General features: G+C 52.7%; 10 protein-coding genes. 9 read left to right on the top strand and 1 reads right to left on the bottom strand.

The window, feature by feature from the left end; genetic code table 11:
- The 9 genes from tssK to AACY09_RS19510 all read left to right on the top strand — a co-directional run bounded on the left by tssK (window position 1) and on the right by AACY09_RS19510 (window position 15,604).
- Window positions 1-1,332: a type VI secretion system baseplate subunit TssK gene (gene tssK / locus AACY09_RS19550; protein WP_339490379.1), complete on the top strand. Its 1,332-nt coding sequence runs from the start codon at window positions 1-3 to the stop codon at window positions 1,330-1,332.
- 2 nt (window positions 1,333-1,334) lie between these two features.
- On the top strand, window positions 1,335-2,216 hold the full coding sequence (icmH, locus tag AACY09_RS19545; RefSeq protein WP_339490377.1) for a type IVB secretion system protein IcmH/DotU: 882 nt from the start codon (window positions 1,335-1,337) through the stop codon (window positions 2,214-2,216).
- The gene (gene tssM, locus AACY09_RS19540; protein ID WP_339490375.1) at window positions 2,213-5,755 is read left to right on the top strand and encodes a type VI secretion system membrane subunit TssM; all 3,543 of its coding nucleotides are present in this window, start codon (window positions 2,213-2,215) and stop codon (window positions 5,753-5,755) included. Before icmH ends, tssM begins: the two co-directional genes overlap by 4 nt.
- Window positions 5,755-6,486 carry a PP2C family protein-serine/threonine phosphatase gene (locus AACY09_RS19535; protein WP_339490374.1) on the top strand — a complete coding sequence of 244 codons (732 nt, stop codon included), beginning with the start codon at window positions 5,755-5,757 and terminating at the stop codon, window positions 6,484-6,486. Before tssM ends, AACY09_RS19535 begins: the two co-directional genes overlap by 1 nt.
- Before the next feature lie 9 nt (window positions 6,487-6,495).
- Entirely contained in the window at window positions 6,496-7,515 is a 1,020-nt protein-coding gene (locus tag AACY09_RS19530) for a serine/threonine-protein kinase (protein ID WP_339490373.1), read from the top strand.
- A 21-nt stretch (window positions 7,516-7,536) separates the two neighbouring features.
- Window positions 7,537-9,975: a type VI secretion system Vgr family protein gene (locus AACY09_RS19525; RefSeq protein WP_339490371.1), complete on the top strand. Its 2,439-nt coding sequence runs from the start codon at window positions 7,537-7,539 to the stop codon at window positions 9,973-9,975.
- Window positions 9,976-9,981: 6 nt separating this feature from the next.
- Window positions 9,982-13,269, top strand: a complete 3,288-nt coding sequence (locus tag AACY09_RS19520) for a phospholipase D-like domain-containing protein (RefSeq protein WP_339490369.1) — start codon at window positions 9,982-9,984, stop codon at window positions 13,267-13,269.
- Window positions 13,266-14,414, top strand: coding sequence for a T6SS immunity protein Tli4 family protein (locus AACY09_RS19515; protein ID WP_339490367.1), 1,149 nt, complete (start codon window positions 13,266-13,268; stop codon window positions 14,412-14,414). Before AACY09_RS19520 ends, AACY09_RS19515 begins: the two co-directional genes overlap by 4 nt.
- 242 nt (window positions 14,415-14,656) lie before the next feature.
- Window positions 14,657-15,604: a DUF808 domain-containing protein gene (locus tag AACY09_RS19510; protein ID WP_339490365.1), complete on the top strand. Its 948-nt coding sequence runs from the start codon at window positions 14,657-14,659 to the stop codon at window positions 15,602-15,604.
- A 101-nt stretch (window positions 15,605-15,705) separates the two neighbouring features.
- On the opposite strand, the gene AACY09_RS19505 is transcribed toward AACY09_RS19510, so the two are convergent.
- A complete protein-coding gene (locus AACY09_RS19505; protein WP_339490364.1) occupies window positions 15,706-16,554 on the bottom strand; it encodes a mechanosensitive ion channel family protein in 849 nt (282 codons plus the stop codon).
- Between the last annotated feature and the right edge of the window lie 24 nt (window positions 16,555-16,578).

Genomic DNA, 16,578 nt, shown 5'->3' with positions numbered 1-16,578 from the left:
ATGAGTCAGCACAAAGTTGTCTGGCAAGAAGGGATGCTGCTGCGTCCGCAGCATTTCCAACAAAACGATCGCTACTACGACCACCAGTTAAAGACTCGCACGCAGAAACTTGAGAGCTATGCCTGGGGCTTTTTCGAATTGGAGATCGATCGCCAGTTTCTCAATATGGGTAAATTAGTGGTGAGCAAGGCTAGCGGAGTGCTGCCTGATGGCAGCCTGTTCGACCTTGGCAGTGAACGTGAGCCGCTGGTAGTAGATGTTCCACCAAGCACAGGCAACATGCCGGTTTACTTGGCATTGCCCCTGGTGACTGGTAATCACATCGAAAGCCGTCGCCCTGAACAGCAGGATGTACTGTCGCGCTACACCGCCGTGGTTGAGAATGTTGCCGACTCCAATGCTGATGACGCGGCCAGTAGTCAGGTAAGTTGCGCACGCCCAGACTTCCGCTTGCTGCTGGGTGATCAGCAGAGTGATCAGGCATTCGTCAAGCTGCAGCTGTGCGTAATTTTTGATACCACCCCGGCCGGGGTTATCAGTCTCGATACCGAGTTCATGCCCAGCTATGTCAACTTCAAGGCATCAGGTTACTTGCTATCGTGCCTGAAAGAAGTGATCAGCATGCTCGGTCACCGCGGCGATATTCTCGCGGAGCGGATTCGGGCGTCAGGTAAAGTTGCAGGCGCTGAAGTCGGCGATTTTTTAATGCTTCAATTGATAAACCGTTCAGAACCGGTGCTACGTCACTACCTGAACATTGAACATGTCCATCCAGAGCTCATTTACCGTGAACTTCTGGCACTGCTCGGCGAGCTGGCAACTTATTCTGGCGAAAGCAAGCGCCCCAAACTGGACAGTTATTACCTGCACAGTGATCAAGCGCAGAGCTTCAGCAAGCTGATGGATGCGCTGCGCCAACTGCTTTCAATGGTGCTCGAGCAACATGCAATCGAACTCCTGCTGCAACAGCGTCAGTACGGCATTCAGGTCTCCCCTTTGCACGACCACAAGCTGCTTAACAGCTCATCGTTTGTGCTTGCAGCCAGTGCCCAGTGTGACGCCGAAGAACTACGTCGCCGCCTGCCAGCACATCTTAAAGTCGCGCCAGTTGAACGCATACGTCAACTGGTTAACCTGCATCTGCCCGGTATCAAGGTTAAGCCGCTATCAGTGGCCCCACGGCAGATTCCTTTCCACTCCGGCAAAACTTATTTCGCATTGGAATTGACCACCGAAGAGCGTGCACAACTGGAGCGCTCTGGCGGCTTCGCATTCCACGTATCCGGCGAGCTGACTGAGCTTGAGTTGAAATTCTGGGCGATCAGGAACTGATTATGAACAACAAGGATGATAACTACGGCCAAGGTGATAAAACCGTCATTCTGAGCCGCGAGAGTGGCGCTCCCGCACAAAGTCCGTTAACTGATTTTGCTGCTGCGCCAAGAATCGAACAGCTTGAGGAGCGGATGATCTACGCCGCTCGTCTGCGCCCCTCAGAAAGTTTCAACATCAGTCTGAATCCACTGGTTGCCGCAGCATCACCACTGCTGTCTGAAGTGGTGAGACTCAAGCATAGCTACGAGCATGAAGACCTTTCCAGCCTGCATCAGCGCTTGAGCAGTGCGATTCGCTTATTCGAACATAGCGCGCTCAATGAAGGCGCCGACAACAGCCAAGTCATGGCCGCACGTTATGTGTTGTGCACGGTAATAGACGAGGCCGTGGTAACCACGGCCTGGGGCAATGAAAGTCAATGGTCGAAAATGAGCCTACTGAGCAGCTTTCATAATGAGACCTTCGGCGGTGAGAAATTCTTCCTGCTACTTGAGCGCCTTGCCCGCAATCCGGTGAAACACTTGCCAATGCTGGAGCTGATGTATTTGTGCCTGTCTCTTGGTTTTGAAGGCAAGTACCGCGTACTCGCCCGCGGCATGCTTGAGTTGGAAGCGGTACGCGACAGCCTGTACCGACAAATCCGCCAGTTACGCGGCGATATTCCACGGGATATATCACCACACTGGGAAGGCCTGAAAGACGCTCGCAATCGCCTAGTCCGCATTGTTCCATGGTGGATGGTTGCACTTTTCACGCTTATCTCGCTGGGTGTTATGTATAGCGGTTTCGCTTGGGTATTGAGCGAACAGCGCGACACCACGCTTGAGCCATTCCAGCAAAATCTACCGACCCAAACTGCGGTCATGGATGATCCAAAATGAAGAGCTTTTTCGGCAAAGCAGCCGTATTTTTGCGTAAAACGTGGGTTTGGAGCCTGTTACTGGTCCTGTTGGTTGCCTTAATTATCTGGTTTGCGGGCCCATACTTCGCGGTAAACGACTACAAGTTCTGGGCATCTGCAACCAGTCGCCTGTTAACCATTAGCTTTCTGTTCTTGGTTTGGGGGCTAACCATGGTGTTCGTCAGTTGGCGAGCAACAGCACAAAAGAAAGCCGATGAGAATGACGAACAAGCGCAAGAGCGCCTACGTCGTGAAGGCCAGATCAACGATGAACAACACGAGTTGCGTCGTCGTTTTAAAGATGCCTTGCGCACCCTCAAGCGCTCAAGCATGTACAAAGGCCGCAGTGAGCGCTGGCGCAGTGATCTGCCGTGGTACTTGGTTATAGGCCCACAAAGCAGCGGTAAAACCAGTTTACTGGACTTCTCCGGACTGGACTTCCCTCTTAACCGTGGCGACGCCTCACGCATGACCAAAAATGTATCCGGTACGCGCTACGCTGACTGGTACTTTGCTGAGCATGCAGTACTTATTGATACCGCTGGACGGTACCTGACTCAGCCCGAGCCACACATCGACGGCAGCGCGTGGACCACCCTGCTCGACTTACTGCGAAAGCGTCGCGCGCGTCCACTCAATGGCGTACTAATCAATATCGCCTTGGACGATCTGCAAGGCAAAACAGAGCAGGCTCTGGAAACACTGGCACGGCAGACCCGTCAACGCTTGCAGGAAATTCATCAGCGCCTAGGAGCTGATGTCCCGGTTTACTTGGCGGTCAGCAAAGCTGACAAAATCCTTGGCTTCGATGAGTTCTTTGATCAGCTGTCACGTGAAGAAAGCGACCAGGTTCTGGGGGCGAGCTTCCGCAAAGACCAAAACAGCAGCGACACCCCAGTAGTGCGCCGTGAGTTTGAAGCCTTACTGACCCGACTCAACAGTCAAGTGATTCTGCGCATGCATCAAGAGCGCGATACCTTGCGCCGCGGCCGTATTCTGGATTTCCCACACCAACTTGGTCAGGTCGGCGAGCGACTGTGCCTATTTATTGAACTGGCCTTTAGCGGCAACCGTTATCAACGTGCCAGTCGTCTGCGTGGGTTTTATTTTACCAGTGCGCCCGAGCTGGAAAGCCAACTGGACAACAGCACAGCCAGCATTGGTGACAACCTAGGCTTGATCAACAGTGCGTTGCCTACTTTCCGCAAAGGCCGCACGCGCTTTATTAATCAACTGCTAAGCCGCGTGATTTTTCCCGAGTCAGACTTAGCAGGACTGGATAAACGCGAAGTACGCCGTATCGACTGGGGCCACCGGATCATGTACGGCTGCGCTATTGCCTGCTTAGGGGTATTCGGCTTTCTGTGGGCCAATGGCTTCTCGTTTAACTACGGACGCCTTGAGCAAGTGCGCAGCGTTGCCCAAGACCTTACGCAAAAACACGCCGAAATCACCCCTCAAGATGACGCCCTGCGAATTCTCGGTGCTCTGGATAAAAGTTACGCAGCAACCCAGGTATTTCCCCCGATAGATGATGTCTCTTACTTCCATCGCACCGGCTTGTACCAAGGTGAGAACGTTGACCCAGTGGTACAAAGTGCATATCGGGTAGAGCTTGAAGACCTACTGCTACCACGCGTGGCCCACCAGCTTGAAGCCCAGATCCGTGCCAACATGAACGACCGCGAGCGCTTATTGAACAGCTTGCGCGGTTACCTGATGCTGAACTTAGAATCACGCCGTGATCCTGAGTATCTCCAAGACTGGATGGCAGCCGATTGGTCGGTTAGTTACTCGGGTAACAGTGCTGCGCAAAAAAGCCTCAATGATCACTTTGCACGCTTGCTCAGTGGCCCGTTCAGGCCTTACATATTGAACAGCCAGTTAGTTGCTCAAGCCCGACAGGTATTGCGCAGCGAATCTTTGGCAAATGTGGTGTACCGCATGCTTCGTGAGCAGGCAAGTAGCCTGCAAGAATATCGATTAAGCCAGCACCTTGGCCCACAAGCGCCACTGTTTGTAGGCAGCGATTACACCATTCCCGGTTTCTATACGCAGATGGGTTATCAGAAGATGTTTGTCGCTCAAGGCGGCGATCTTGTGCGAAACATTTTGCAGGATAACTGGGTACTGGGTGACGACAAATCCGACACGCTAAGCAGTAAAGATTTTAGTCGTTTGTTGGTCGACATGGAGCAGTTGTACTTCCGCGATTACGCCAATTATTGGAGCGAAGCGCTGGCGAAGATATCCATACAACCGATCATTGCAACGACCCAAGGCGCACAAGAACTGGCTGCACTCACTGCGGCCAATTCGCCGCTGGTGAAACTGCTGGTTGAGGTTCGAGATAACACCCGCTTTGCAGGGCTGGCCGAAGTCGCCGACGGTGTGGCGGCTGCGGGCAAAGTCAAAGGCCTAAACGGCAAACTGGGTAAAGCCGCCAAGCTGGCCACTGCCGCAGCCGAACAAGCCAAAACCTCGTTGGCCGATAGCTTGCCTGCCACTGCACGCAAAACCCTTGAGCGCCAATTTGAACCCTTGCATCGCCTGCTTGATAAAGAGGGCGGCCCCGGGCCTGAGCTAGCGGCAACTCAACAAGCCTTGAGCGAACTACAGATACAGCTCAATAGCCTGGCAAATGCCAGCGCACCTGAACAATCTGCTTTTGAGCAGGCTAAGGGCCGTATGGGTGGACGCTCAAATGCGATCGACCAAGTCACAGCTGCGGCTGCACGCTTGCCAATGCCAGTTCAGGGTTGGATTCAGCCTCTGGCTTTGGGCAGCTGGACCCTGACGCTGAACGAGGCCTACGGTTATCTGAACAAACGCTATAAGAGCGAGCTGTATGGTGCTTATCGCTCCTCCTTGCGCAACCGCTACCCGTTCAGCGCCGACAGTGATAGTGATGTTGCAATCGCTGACTTCCGCGAGTTTTTCAAGGCGGATGGCATTGCTCAAGACTTCTTCGACAGCTATCTGAAACCTTTCGTGCGTGGCAGCTCGGGCAAGTATCAACTGCGCCGGGTTGATGGCCAAGGCATGCCGATTTCCGGCTCCTTTCTGAGGCAGATGGGCAACGCTCAAGTTATTCGCCGCAGTTTTTTTGCCGAGAATCCAAATGAGCCACAGGTATTGTTCACATTGGAGCCTTATGCATTGGACTCAAGCTTGGCCCGCGCCGACTTCCGCTTTGGAGATGAAAACCTTGAGTACCGTCACGGGCCAATCGTGCAAACCTCATTCAGTTGGCCGGCACAGGCAAACGAAGGCCGCACCAGCTTAATTCTTGAGGAGCTTGATGGTCGCCGTGTCGGAATCGAAAAAAACAATGGTCCATGGTCGCTGTTCCGCCTGCTTGATTTGATGAGCGTCGACTACCACAGCGGTCGCGATGTGCTGTTGCTCAAGGCCGACTTGGGCGGTCTGCACGCTAACTATTTGCTCCATAGCCAGCGTGCGCCCAACCCATTCGATATCAGTATGTTGCGCAGTTTCAGACTGCCGGCTGCGCTCTAATGCAAAGCGTAGTTAGCCAATGGCGAAGTGTCGCCCGGACCGAAACCGGCAAAGTGCGTGCACGCAATGAAGACGCGTTTCTGGCTATGCCAGAACGCGGCTTGTGGGTGGTTGCCGACGGCATGGGTGGGCATCAGAACGGCGCACTTGCCAGCCGCTTGATTGTCGAGCAACTTGCTGAGCTGCCCCATGAATGCGAACTGGAGGAACGCCTTAAGCATGTGCGCAAATGCCTGCATGACTTAAACCGACGCCTCGGGCAAGAGCTGACCGTCACCGTAGCGCGCCCTGATACCGTTATCGGCAGCACAGTGGTCGCGCTGATAATTGACGGGGAACGTGCGGCCTGTGTGTGGGCGGGCGACAGTCGCTGTTATTTATGGCGGGGCAGTCGGCTCTACCAGCTCACACGTGACCACTCACTCGCGCAGCAGTTGATAGACGAGAAAAAGCTTACCGCTGAACAGGCCAAGTTTCATCCGGGCTCGCACGCGTTGACTCGCGCCATTGGTGCGTACGAAGACCTGCAACTCGAGACGATTGAGCTGGATGTATTTCCCAATGATGCATTTCTCCTCTGCAGTGACGGTTTATACCAAAGCCTCAGCGCCGATACGATCAGCGCTCAGCTCAACCTGTCATCGCCGCAGTTGGCTATCTCACGCATGTTTGATCAAGTGCTTGATGGACCCGCACGTGACAACCTCAGCGCCGTCTTGGTGCGCCAGTGAGGAATAACAATGACTAGTCCAAGCGCAGCCGGCAAGTCAGCGTTGGTCGATGATGAATCCAACGACCTGACTTATTTAGCCTTTGCCGAAAGTGCCACTCAATCTGCACCCGAGCGAGCCACTGAAGGCTTGAGTGGAATGGCGGAGATATATGCCAGCCGCTATAAGCTAGAACGCTTGCTGGGCGTCGGCGGCATGGGCGCGGTTTACCGCGCGCGCGACTTGCTGCGCGAGCAATTTGCTGACCCCTATCCTTATGTCGCACTGAAAACACTGACCGATGACTTCGCCGAATACCCCGATGCCAATGCATTGTTATTCAGTGAGTTTGCGCTCACATCTCGTCTGCAGCACAGGCATGTGGTACGCACGTTTAGTTTTGATGTGGATATGGCAAGCAAGCGGGCGTTTATCACCCTTGAGCTACTAAATGGTTTGACACTTGATCAACTGCTTTGCGACAACCCTCATGGTTTGTCATGGAATGAGTTGCGCGACATTGCAATCCCCCTGATTCAAGCACTGCAATACTCCCATGCTCAGGGGGTGGTTCATGGCGATATAAAGCCAAGTAATGTATTGCTCGCCGATGATGGTTTACGCCTATTTGACTACGGCCTCGGCCAACCTGTTGAAGGCGTACTAACGGGGCTCCCGCGCTTATCTCGCCAGCGCTTTAATGCTTGGACTCCGCGCTACGCCGCACTGGAATTGATCAATGGCGAGCCCCTAACCCCTTTAGCGGATATCTACGCACTGGCCTGCGTGCTGTTAGAGCTGAGCAGTGGTCAGCATCCCTTTCAACGCCTCAGTGCTCGCCAAGCGATGAATATTAAGCTTGATCAGCAACTGCAACGCCCTGAAAAAATCCCTGCTCGCTGCTGGGACGCGTTACTCCAAGCCATTGCCTTTGAACCGCAACAGCGCAGCCAAAACTGCGATGAATTACTTCAAGCCTTCCAAACGCCCGAGCCAAGTCGACGATCAGGCTGGTTTAACCACCGCGCGTCAAAAGGTACCCAAGGATGACTACTGCACAAGGAAACCGCTATGTTCAATCCGGCCAATGAAACCCATTTCAGCCTGAACATCAAAGACCAGCCGCACGACTTGCAGGTACTCAGCTTCTCGGGCGTTGAGCGCATTAGTCAGCCCTATGTATTTCAAGTCGAGCTGGTCAGCGAAAAGCCTGATCTCGACCTCGAAAGTTTACTCGGCAAGCCGGCATTCTTAGCCTTCACCCCACAAGGGGCAGGCATTCACGGCATGATCGACAGCTTCGCCCAAGGTGAATCAGGTAAACGCCTGACCCGTTATAAGCTGACAATCGTGCCGCAGTTAAGCTACCTGGCCTTGCGCACCAACCAGCGGATTTATCAGGCACTGAACGTGCCACAGATCATCAGCTTGGTGCTTGAAGAGCACGGCATCCTCAGCAACAGCTATCAGTTCCAGCTCGGACCAACGGTCTACCCACCCCGCGAATACTGCGTGCAGTACGATGAAACCGATCTGCACTTTATTCAGCGACTGTGCGAGGAAGAAGGTATTCATTACCACTTTCAGCACAGCCCGGATGCTCATGTGCTGGTATTTGGCGATGACCAAACCGTCTTCCCAAAACTCGGCCAGCCCACCGTTTATCTGCCGGGCAGCGGCATGGTCGCCAATGAACCCGCGATCCGCCGCTTTGCCCTGCGTCAGCAGACCCGCAGTAGCCGCGTCACCCAACGCGACTACAACTTTGAGACCCCACGCCTGCAACTTGAGTCAGCGTACAAACAGCCTCAAGAAGACGATGCCAAGGCCCTGCCCGATCTGGAAGACTACCGCTACCCCGGCCACTTCAGCGAGCGCGAGCGCGGTAAACACCTTAGCCAGCGCGTGCTTGAACGTCACCGCAGTGACTACCGTCTGGCCGAAGGTAACAGCGACCAACCGGCATTGAACAGCGGGCATTTTTTAGAGATTTCAGATCACCCGCGCAGCGAATGGAATGACCTTTGGCTGATTGTGCAGATTCGCCATGAAGGCAAACAACCGCAAGTACTCGAAGAGTCGATGACCCATGACGTGGGAGACACCAATGATTTCCAGCAGGGTTATCGCAATACTTTTATTACGACCCCTTGGGATACGCCTTATCGCCCAGCGCTAGAGCATCCCAAGCCACAGGTGCTTGGCAGCCAAACGGCGGTGGTGACCGGCCCTGCCGGAGAGGAAATCCACTGCGACATCTACGGGCGCATTAAGGTCCAGTTCCATTGGGACCGTGAAGGCCGTGGCAATGACAAATCCAGTTGCTGGCTGCGCGTCGCCTCAAACTGGGCGGGCGACCTGTATGGCGGTATCGCTATTCCACGTGTCGGCATGGAAGTCTTGGTGAGTTTTCTTGAAGCGGACCCTGATCAACCCGTCGTCACCGGGTGCCTGTATCACAAAGAAAACACCGTGCCCTACGCCCTTCCCGCTAACAAAACCCGTAGCACCTTTAAAACCCTGAGTTCACCAGGCGGTGCAGGCTACAACGAACTGCGCATGGAGGACAAAAAGGGCGAAGAACAAATTTTTGTCCATGCTCAGCGCAACCTGGATGAGAACATCGAGCACGACCAGAAAATTCATATCGGCAGTGAACGCCATGACACAGTCGAAGCCAACAGCTTCACTGAATTCAAAGCCGAAGAACACATCACCATCCACGGCGAGCGCAAAGTCGAAACCAAAGCCAATGACCACCTCAACATCGGCGTTAGCCAACACACCCAGTTAGGCACCGCTCAGCTAACCAAGGCTGGCCGCGAAATTCACCTCAAGGCCGGGCAAAAAATAGTCATTGAGGCTGGCGTAGAACTCACCCTGCAAGCGGGCGGCAGCTTTATCAAACTCCACTCCGACGGCATCAGCATGGTCGGCCCAATCATTCGCTACAACGCTGGCGGCTCTCCGGGTAAGGGAACAGGAATAGCGGCATTGCTGCCTGCGATCCCTTTACCGGCGGATATGGATAAAGCTGGAAAACTGTTGAAAAGCATCAACCCGGGTGAGGCCCAGCCGCGCAACCTGGTTGAACCTCGCGATTATGTATTCAACATTGAACTGCGCGATGTGCCCGGCGAAGACGGTTTCCCATTAGCGTTTACACCTTGGCGCATTGTGCAAACGGGGCAAGAGCAGGCTTTGCTCCAAGGCGAAACCAATGATAAGGGGCAAATAGTGCTGGATGCTGATCAGCAAACCACACTATCTAAAGCCTATGTAACGGCTCCGCAGAACCTCTTTCTTGCCTATCCCGGCCAGCAAGTAAGCCTGCGTTTGTTTCTGGAACAGCCTCAATGGGACAGCGAGCACCACGCCCTGAGCGCGTTGGATTTCAACGACTGCGTGTCGCCAAATCGAGGGGCGGCATCATTACTGGACCAAGAGCGCAGTAAGCAGGACACAGCCTGTACGACTGACTTCTATTCCCACCTGCAATCCAAAGGCTGATTAATCATGGCGAACAACCCTGCTTACAATGGCGTTCGAGCAAAAGAGCTCAGCCAGATTAATACTCAAGATGGCCAAGCGCGTGTCGCTTACTCGGCGCCTGACTGTTTCCTCAAAGGACAAGGGCTCTTTGCGCCTAAGCGCACGGGTAATGAAGTTAAGTTTTTCACCACTGGCGAGGACTATTTCATCAACCTCGCCAGTGCAATTGACCACGCCAGCCAATCGATTTTTATCACCGGTTGGCAGGTCAACTACGACATACAACTTGATGGCAAACGCAGCCTTTGGCAGTGCCTATATCAAGCGCTCAAGCGGGCACCGACGCTTAAAGTCTATGTAATGCCTTGGCTTAGCCCTAGTGCCGCTATGGGCACCTATGATTTTGAAACCATGCTGGCGATTTTTCAGTTGAATGCCGGTTTAACGGGCGGACCGCGAGCTTTTTGTACGCCTGCTATTCAACAAAGCGATATGAAAGGGTTAGGCGTTGCCTTCTCGCATCACCAAAAGTCAGTCGTCATCGACAATAAGATAGGCTATGTCGGTGGTATTGACCTTGCGTACGGCCGCAGAGACGACAACAACTTCAGCCTTGATGCCAGCGACCGCAAAGGCAATGACGCCTACAACCCCGGCCTGCCAAAACTGGGCTGGATGAAACTCCAAGACCATGTCAGTGCTAATGGCCTGATGTTTGCCACGTTATTTGACCTTTCTAAGCCCGTCGCAACTGTGGAATTGATACCTGACGCAGTCCGTCTAGTTGATAGCAACCTGAGCCTCAAAATACCGATCCCCGTCAGCCGAGCGAGTATGCTCAATGGTGCTAATTATTTCTCAAATTTCATGGAAAGCCCTGCGCTGAGCTGGGTGCAAGACATTGGCCGAGCGTTAGAAAGTGCCCGCCAAGGCATAGATCAAGTCTCCACTTCAATTCAGCAAACCAAACGTGAGCTTTTGGAGAAAACCTGTAAAGCGGTTGCACAGCTCATTCGTGACAATCTTCATACTCAGGAATTGGAGCAGTCATTCCAGCGAAGGCTCACAAGTTGGCTTAATGAATTAGAGCTCGCAGGGAGCAACATCACCGAATCATTGCGGATTAAAAGCAGTGTGCTTATTAACGAATGGATGAGCACCACAGAACTCGGTCAGGTTCTAAAAATTATAAGCAAGGGTACCTATGAAGATCTGCCTGCGAACTCCTTGAGCGGCGCTAATGAGTTGGCCAGTTCCGTACTATGGTTCTTGTATGGGATGCTGCAGAATCAAACATGGGAAAATCAGCAACCCTACCCATACCTTAATACCGACGCTCAACCATTGGCATCTCCAACCAACACCACCCTCGACACCGACCAGCCGAGGATGCCCTGGCAAGATGTCCACAGCCGAATAGAAGGGCCATCGGTGTATGACCTTTCCCGCAACTTTATTGACCGCTGGAATGGACAGCAAGCCTACATCGCAGACACCCCATCCGTTCAGGACACGAAGTTTGTCAGCCAAGCGCTCGAAACAATCATGGTCTGGCTAAACCGTTTGATCAAAAGCGCAAGCCTCGAACATCACCTCAACGCCGAAAACTTATTAGATTTTAAATTTAGCAAGCCGGAGCCTGTTTGGATCAATGCCCCCGCACAACTGCCACAACCGCCAGCCACTAAGCCTGCCGGTGTTAGTGTGCAAGTGCTGCGCAGTGCATCCGCACGTATGACCCAGCAAGAGCAACTGGGCCGAAGCAAATCCGGAGTTAGCCTGCCATTACCGCCCGGCATTGATACCGGCGGCATGCAAGCCAACTGCAAAAGCGCCATGCAACAAGCCATCTCCAGCGCTCAACAATTTATCTACATTGAGAATCAGTTTTTTCAAAGCGCGTTTGGCCAACAGCAAGAAATCAATCCATTGATGCCCCTATCTGGTCCAATGGCCAGCCTGCGCGACCCAAAAACTTTGCCGCAGGACTTAGTCGCCCGCGTCCGCCTGCGCGAGGCCCTTGAAGCCGAGGATATCTGGCAGCTTAATTGGCAAGAAATTAACTCAATCGCCCAAGACCCAAGTGCACGCGCACAGAGTTTTCTAGTCGATATGAAGGCGATATTCAGCAGCAATGCCATGGGCTGGGTCACCCAGCACTTGGGTAAGCAGCAAGAGGGGTTGCTCAATGATATTGGTGAGTCGCTGGTCAACCGCATCGGTCGAGCCATCGATGAAGCGCTGCCTTTTCATGTTTATATGGTCTTACCCGTACACCCCGAAGGCACCCTGAACACCTTGAATATCATGCATCAAGTCAGCCTAACCATGCAAAGCTTGGTGTTTGGTGAACACAGTTTGGTCAAGGGTATTCAAAGACGTATGGCGTTGCGCGAACAGATGAAACGAGGCCGTACAAAAGCTGAAGCTCTTGAGGGTATCGAGGTGAAAGACCGCAAAGGCCGCCCTGTATTCGAACAACAGGACTGGAGCCAATACCTCACACTGCTCAATCTGCGCAACTGGGATACATTGAACGGCCGAGTGGTCACCGAGCAAATTTATATTCACAGTAAACTGCTGATAGCCGATGACCGCGTTGCAATTCTTGGCAGCGCCAACATTAACGACCGCAGCCTGCAAGGTAACCGTGACTCAGAGCTGGCAGTAATCGTACGCGACAGCACCCCCGTTCAAGCCAAGCTCGATGGTAAAAATTCAGTACCCGTCAGCAGGGCGGTGCAACAACTGCGTATTGATCTGTGGAAAAAACACTTCGGGTTAAGCCTTACCAAGCGATCATCCATTCAGCAAGCCAGTGAATTGGCTGAGTACTTAGCACAACCAGCGGCTAAGGAAGCTTGGCAGGCGATACAGAAACAAGCAAATATAAACACTAGCTTTTACAATCGAACGTTCAATTTTATTCCACAAAATATCAGCCAGTTGCAACCAAAGGTCACTCCGAAAATGGAAGGCTTTGAAAACGGTTTCCCGACTCCAATATGGCCAACGTGGACCTATCGGAATCTAGAGGAATTTAGCAAAGGTGGTGAGTTGCAAGAAGCTATGCCTTATGAAGATGCTTTTTGGCGCTCTACTTCGCTGACACCAGTTAAAAGTTTCTCGCCTCCAATTGGTGTGCAGGGATTTATATGTGCCCTGCCCACCAACTGGACACGCGGTGAGAACAATGATTCAGGCATAAACCTGTCAATACTTGCACAAAATCAAAAACAGAAAATTTTTGAGCCTAATGACACGTTTGCAATGACTGCTAACGACCAAAAAGGAAAAGGCCAGCGTACATGAATAAATTACTCCTGAGCGTAAGCCTTTTGTTACTGCTTCCAACCCAGTTTGTGCATGCAGATGCGAACCGAAAAGAGTGCATCGGTCGATTGACCTTCGATGTAACGGAGGATATGAAATGGGCTACCTTCAATGCTGCTTATGTCGACAGAATAACTGACGGAGGGGGGCAAGGTTTCAGTAAGAAAGTCGGTGCACCGGGCGATCATGCTAACTATGGAGATAATGAAGGCCCAGTTATATATGTCAGCGATATCGTTGAGCGTTCAATGCTTAGTCATGCAGTCGATTACAGAAAAGGAACTTCCAGGCGCGGCCAAGCAAGCTCTGAAAAGCAAGTCGATACATATAGCGATATGATTGCCTCACTCAAAAAATCTGTGGCCGAAGGCCAAGATATTCCAGATGAATATATAAAGAGTATTGAACAAGACAGAGAAGTCTTAAGAAAAAAAATCCCCCTAACCCAGACCTACGAGCACGACATAGGCCTTAATATCCCTGATGCCTATTTTCTCGGAACAAAAACAAGCATATATTATGTTCTACTTTGGCGTAACAATCGGGTTTACTTCTTTGATTTCAGAGGTAACGATAAAAATAGAGTTCAGCGCATCAAAGACCTCATCGCCCGTTTCGAGCCACGCGATTTATATCAAGTTCCTGAAGGCCCTGGCTTTTGCTTCCCCTACGGTTTTATCCATGACGATGGAAAAACCAAGTACAGCATCAAGAACAGCCTTCGCTTTACCCGTGAGCCCAACGTGATTTTCACCATTCTCAATGCCTCCCCTGGCGATCCCTATATGAAGGCCACCTCCGGCACCTACAACACGGACTACCGCCCCGGCTACGATAGAGAGAACTGGGAGAAAACAGAGTTCGTTGAGCCACTGTATTTCGATAGACGCCTTGCGGGTATGGATGGCTGGCGGCTTGATCCCAAGCCAGGCTCTGCCGAAAAAGAACGCGCTTGGTTTGGCTTGGCAAAAACGGGTGGGCTAACTACACCACTCATTGCTGTGCAGGCCAAGACCTTTAAACAAGGCACTGACGACCTAACCGGCCTGACCCCGCCACCAGAAGTGCTGATGCCGAGCCTGAAAGCCCTAACCAAAAGCATGAAGCAGACATTGGGTGAGTAGTGACTAAATAGCTCGTTAAGCTCGCTAAGCAACGGACAGGGCATGGTGATAGCTAAACCACGCTCAAAGCCTGCACTGACTCCGTCGTGGCAGCAGTTAGTTGTATCCAGCCAGCAATTGCCCCATAACTGAATCAACAAGCGGATGTACCCCCACTGCCCTTGAAGGCTTATACCCTGCCCCTTGCTGAGCTAAGGTAATGTCCAGATACTTGGGCTACACAAACTAAAGGAATCCATTGCATGGCAGCTAGCAGCCTTTTGACCCTTCTCGATGACATTGCAACGGTGCTCGACGATGTGTCCTTGATGACCAAAGTCGCCGCCAAGAAAACCGCAGGGGTCTTGGGCGATGATCTGGCGCTCAACGCCCAGCAAGTTACTGGCGTACGTGCAGACCGCGAGCTTCCGGTGGTGTGGGCAGTTACCAAAGGATCCCTGCGCAATAAATTGATTCTAGTGCCAGCAGCGTTGGTTATCAGCGCAATAGCACCCTGGGCGGTGACCCCGATACTGATGCTCGGCGGGACCTATCTGTGCTTTGAGGGTTTCGAAAAAATTGCCCACAAATTTCTCCACCCCAAGGAAGACGACAAACAAGAGAAAGCTGAGCTGATTGAAGCCGCGAGTAAATCGCCAGAACAGATCAAGGCCTTCGAGAAGCAAAAGATTGGCGGGGCTATTCGCACCGACTTTATCCTTTCCGCTGAAATTATTGCGATCACCCTGGGCACGGTTGCGGGCGCGCCGCTGACGCAACAAATTATCGTCGTTTCAGGCATTGCCTTGGTAATGACGCTTGGCGTTTACGGCCTTGTCGCCGGTATCGTCAAGCTTGATGATGCCGGGCTCTATCTGACCAAGCTTGAAGGTGAAAGCTTGTTCACCCGCGCTATGCGCAGTTTTGGCCACGGAATCCTGGTTGCCGCGCCTTACCTGATGAAAAGCCTGTCGATTATCGGCACCATCGCAATGTTCCTGGTCGGTGGTGGCATCCTTACCCACGGCGTTCCAGTCATTCACCACTGGGTAGAGCAAACGTCAGAGCATCTGGCAGCCAGTTCCGGGATTGAGCTGATGGGCAGTGTGGTGCCTGTGCTGCTCAATGGCGTGGTGGGGATAATTCTAGGCGCAATCGCGCTCGCCGTTGTCACGCTGGTGAGTAAACTGTGGAAATCCATCAAAGGCTAATGAAAGGTGTTTATTTGGGTGGGCAACGCCAAGTGTGCCCACCCGATTTCAACCCAAAAATCACTTATCCGCGCGACAACACGCAGCTTGCCTAAACTCACTCAGCTGGCTTGCTGCATAATCACCGTCTGTGCAGGCATTGGCGCCGGGAATCCCGCCTCGCCCAAGGCATCCTTGATCATCTTGTTGGTGTCGAAGTAGACCTGCCAATAGTTATCGGTATGGGAATACGGCCGCACTGCCATTACCGGACCGACCAGATTGAACTCAAGAATCTCAACCTCGACACCCGGCTCGGCCAGCACATTGTCGATACCTGCGATGCGCTCCTTAAGCAAAGCAGCCGCCGCTTTGTAGTCTGCGGCGCCGGAGAGCTGGGCCTTGAGGTCGACGCGGCGAAAGGCGTTATGGGAAAAGTTCTGAATGTTGTCGCTGAAGATCTTGTTGTTACCCACCAGCGTTAGCACATTGTCAGGGGTGTTAATGGCCGTCACGAACAAACCAATCTCAGTGACCGTCCCTGTTACCCCGCCAGCACAGATAAAGTCGCCGACCTTAAAGGGCCGCAAAATAATGATGAAGCCGCCTGCAGCAAGGTTCGCCAGCAAGCCTGACCAGGCCATACCAATCGCCAAACCGATTGCCGCGATCAGCGCTGCAAAGGTGGTGGTCTGCACGCCGAAGTAGCCGAGAATGCCGATGACCAACAAAATATTCAGGGTTACGGTGATGAAGTTACCAACATAGCGCAGCACTGTCGGATCGACATGTTGGCGGCCCAAGCCTTTTTGCACCAAGCCCACTGCAAAGCCAATCAGCCAACGGCCAATCACCCAGAAGGCAACGGCTGAAAGAATCTTTATGGCGAACGCGGCGCCGTACTGGGTAACCAAGTTGTACAGCGCGTTCATTTTTTCCGTGCCCACATTTACGATGGTTGTATCGTCCATGGTCTTGCTCCGATAAGAGATAGG

Source organism: Pseudomonas sp. EL_65y_Pfl2_R95 (genome assembly GCF_963971045.1).
Lineage (GTDB): Bacteria > Pseudomonadota > Gammaproteobacteria > Pseudomonadales > Pseudomonadaceae > Aquipseudomonas.
The sequence above is the reverse complement of the archived record's forward strand: the minus strand, read 5'-3'. Positions and strand labels throughout refer to the sequence as shown.

Coding starts and splice junctions, on each gene's coding strand:
- AACY09_RS19505 (WP_339490364.1), bottom strand. CDS start 16,554: ATGGACGATACAACCATCGTAAATGTGGGCACGGAAAAAATGAACGCG.
- AACY09_RS19525 (WP_339490371.1), top strand. CDS start 7,537: ATGTTCAATCCGGCCAATGAAACCCATTTCAGCCTGAACATCAAAGAC.
- icmH (WP_339490377.1), top strand. CDS start 1,335: ATGAACAACAAGGATGATAACTACGGCCAAGGTGATAAAACCGTCATT.
- tssK (WP_339490379.1), top strand. CDS start 1: ATGAGTCAGCACAAAGTTGTCTGGCAAGAAGGGATGCTGCTGCGTCCG.
- AACY09_RS19515 (WP_339490367.1), top strand. CDS start 13,266: ATGAATAAATTACTCCTGAGCGTAAGCCTTTTGTTACTGCTTCCAACC.
- AACY09_RS19535 (WP_339490374.1), top strand. CDS start 5,755: ATGCAAAGCGTAGTTAGCCAATGGCGAAGTGTCGCCCGGACCGAAACC.
- tssM (WP_339490375.1), top strand. CDS start 2,213: ATGAAGAGCTTTTTCGGCAAAGCAGCCGTATTTTTGCGTAAAACGTGG.
- AACY09_RS19520 (WP_339490369.1), top strand. CDS start 9,982: ATGGCGAACAACCCTGCTTACAATGGCGTTCGAGCAAAAGAGCTCAGC.
- AACY09_RS19510 (WP_339490365.1), top strand. CDS start 14,657: ATGGCAGCTAGCAGCCTTTTGACCCTTCTCGATGACATTGCAACGGTG.
- AACY09_RS19530 (WP_339490373.1), top strand. CDS start 6,496: ATGACTAGTCCAAGCGCAGCCGGCAAGTCAGCGTTGGTCGATGATGAA.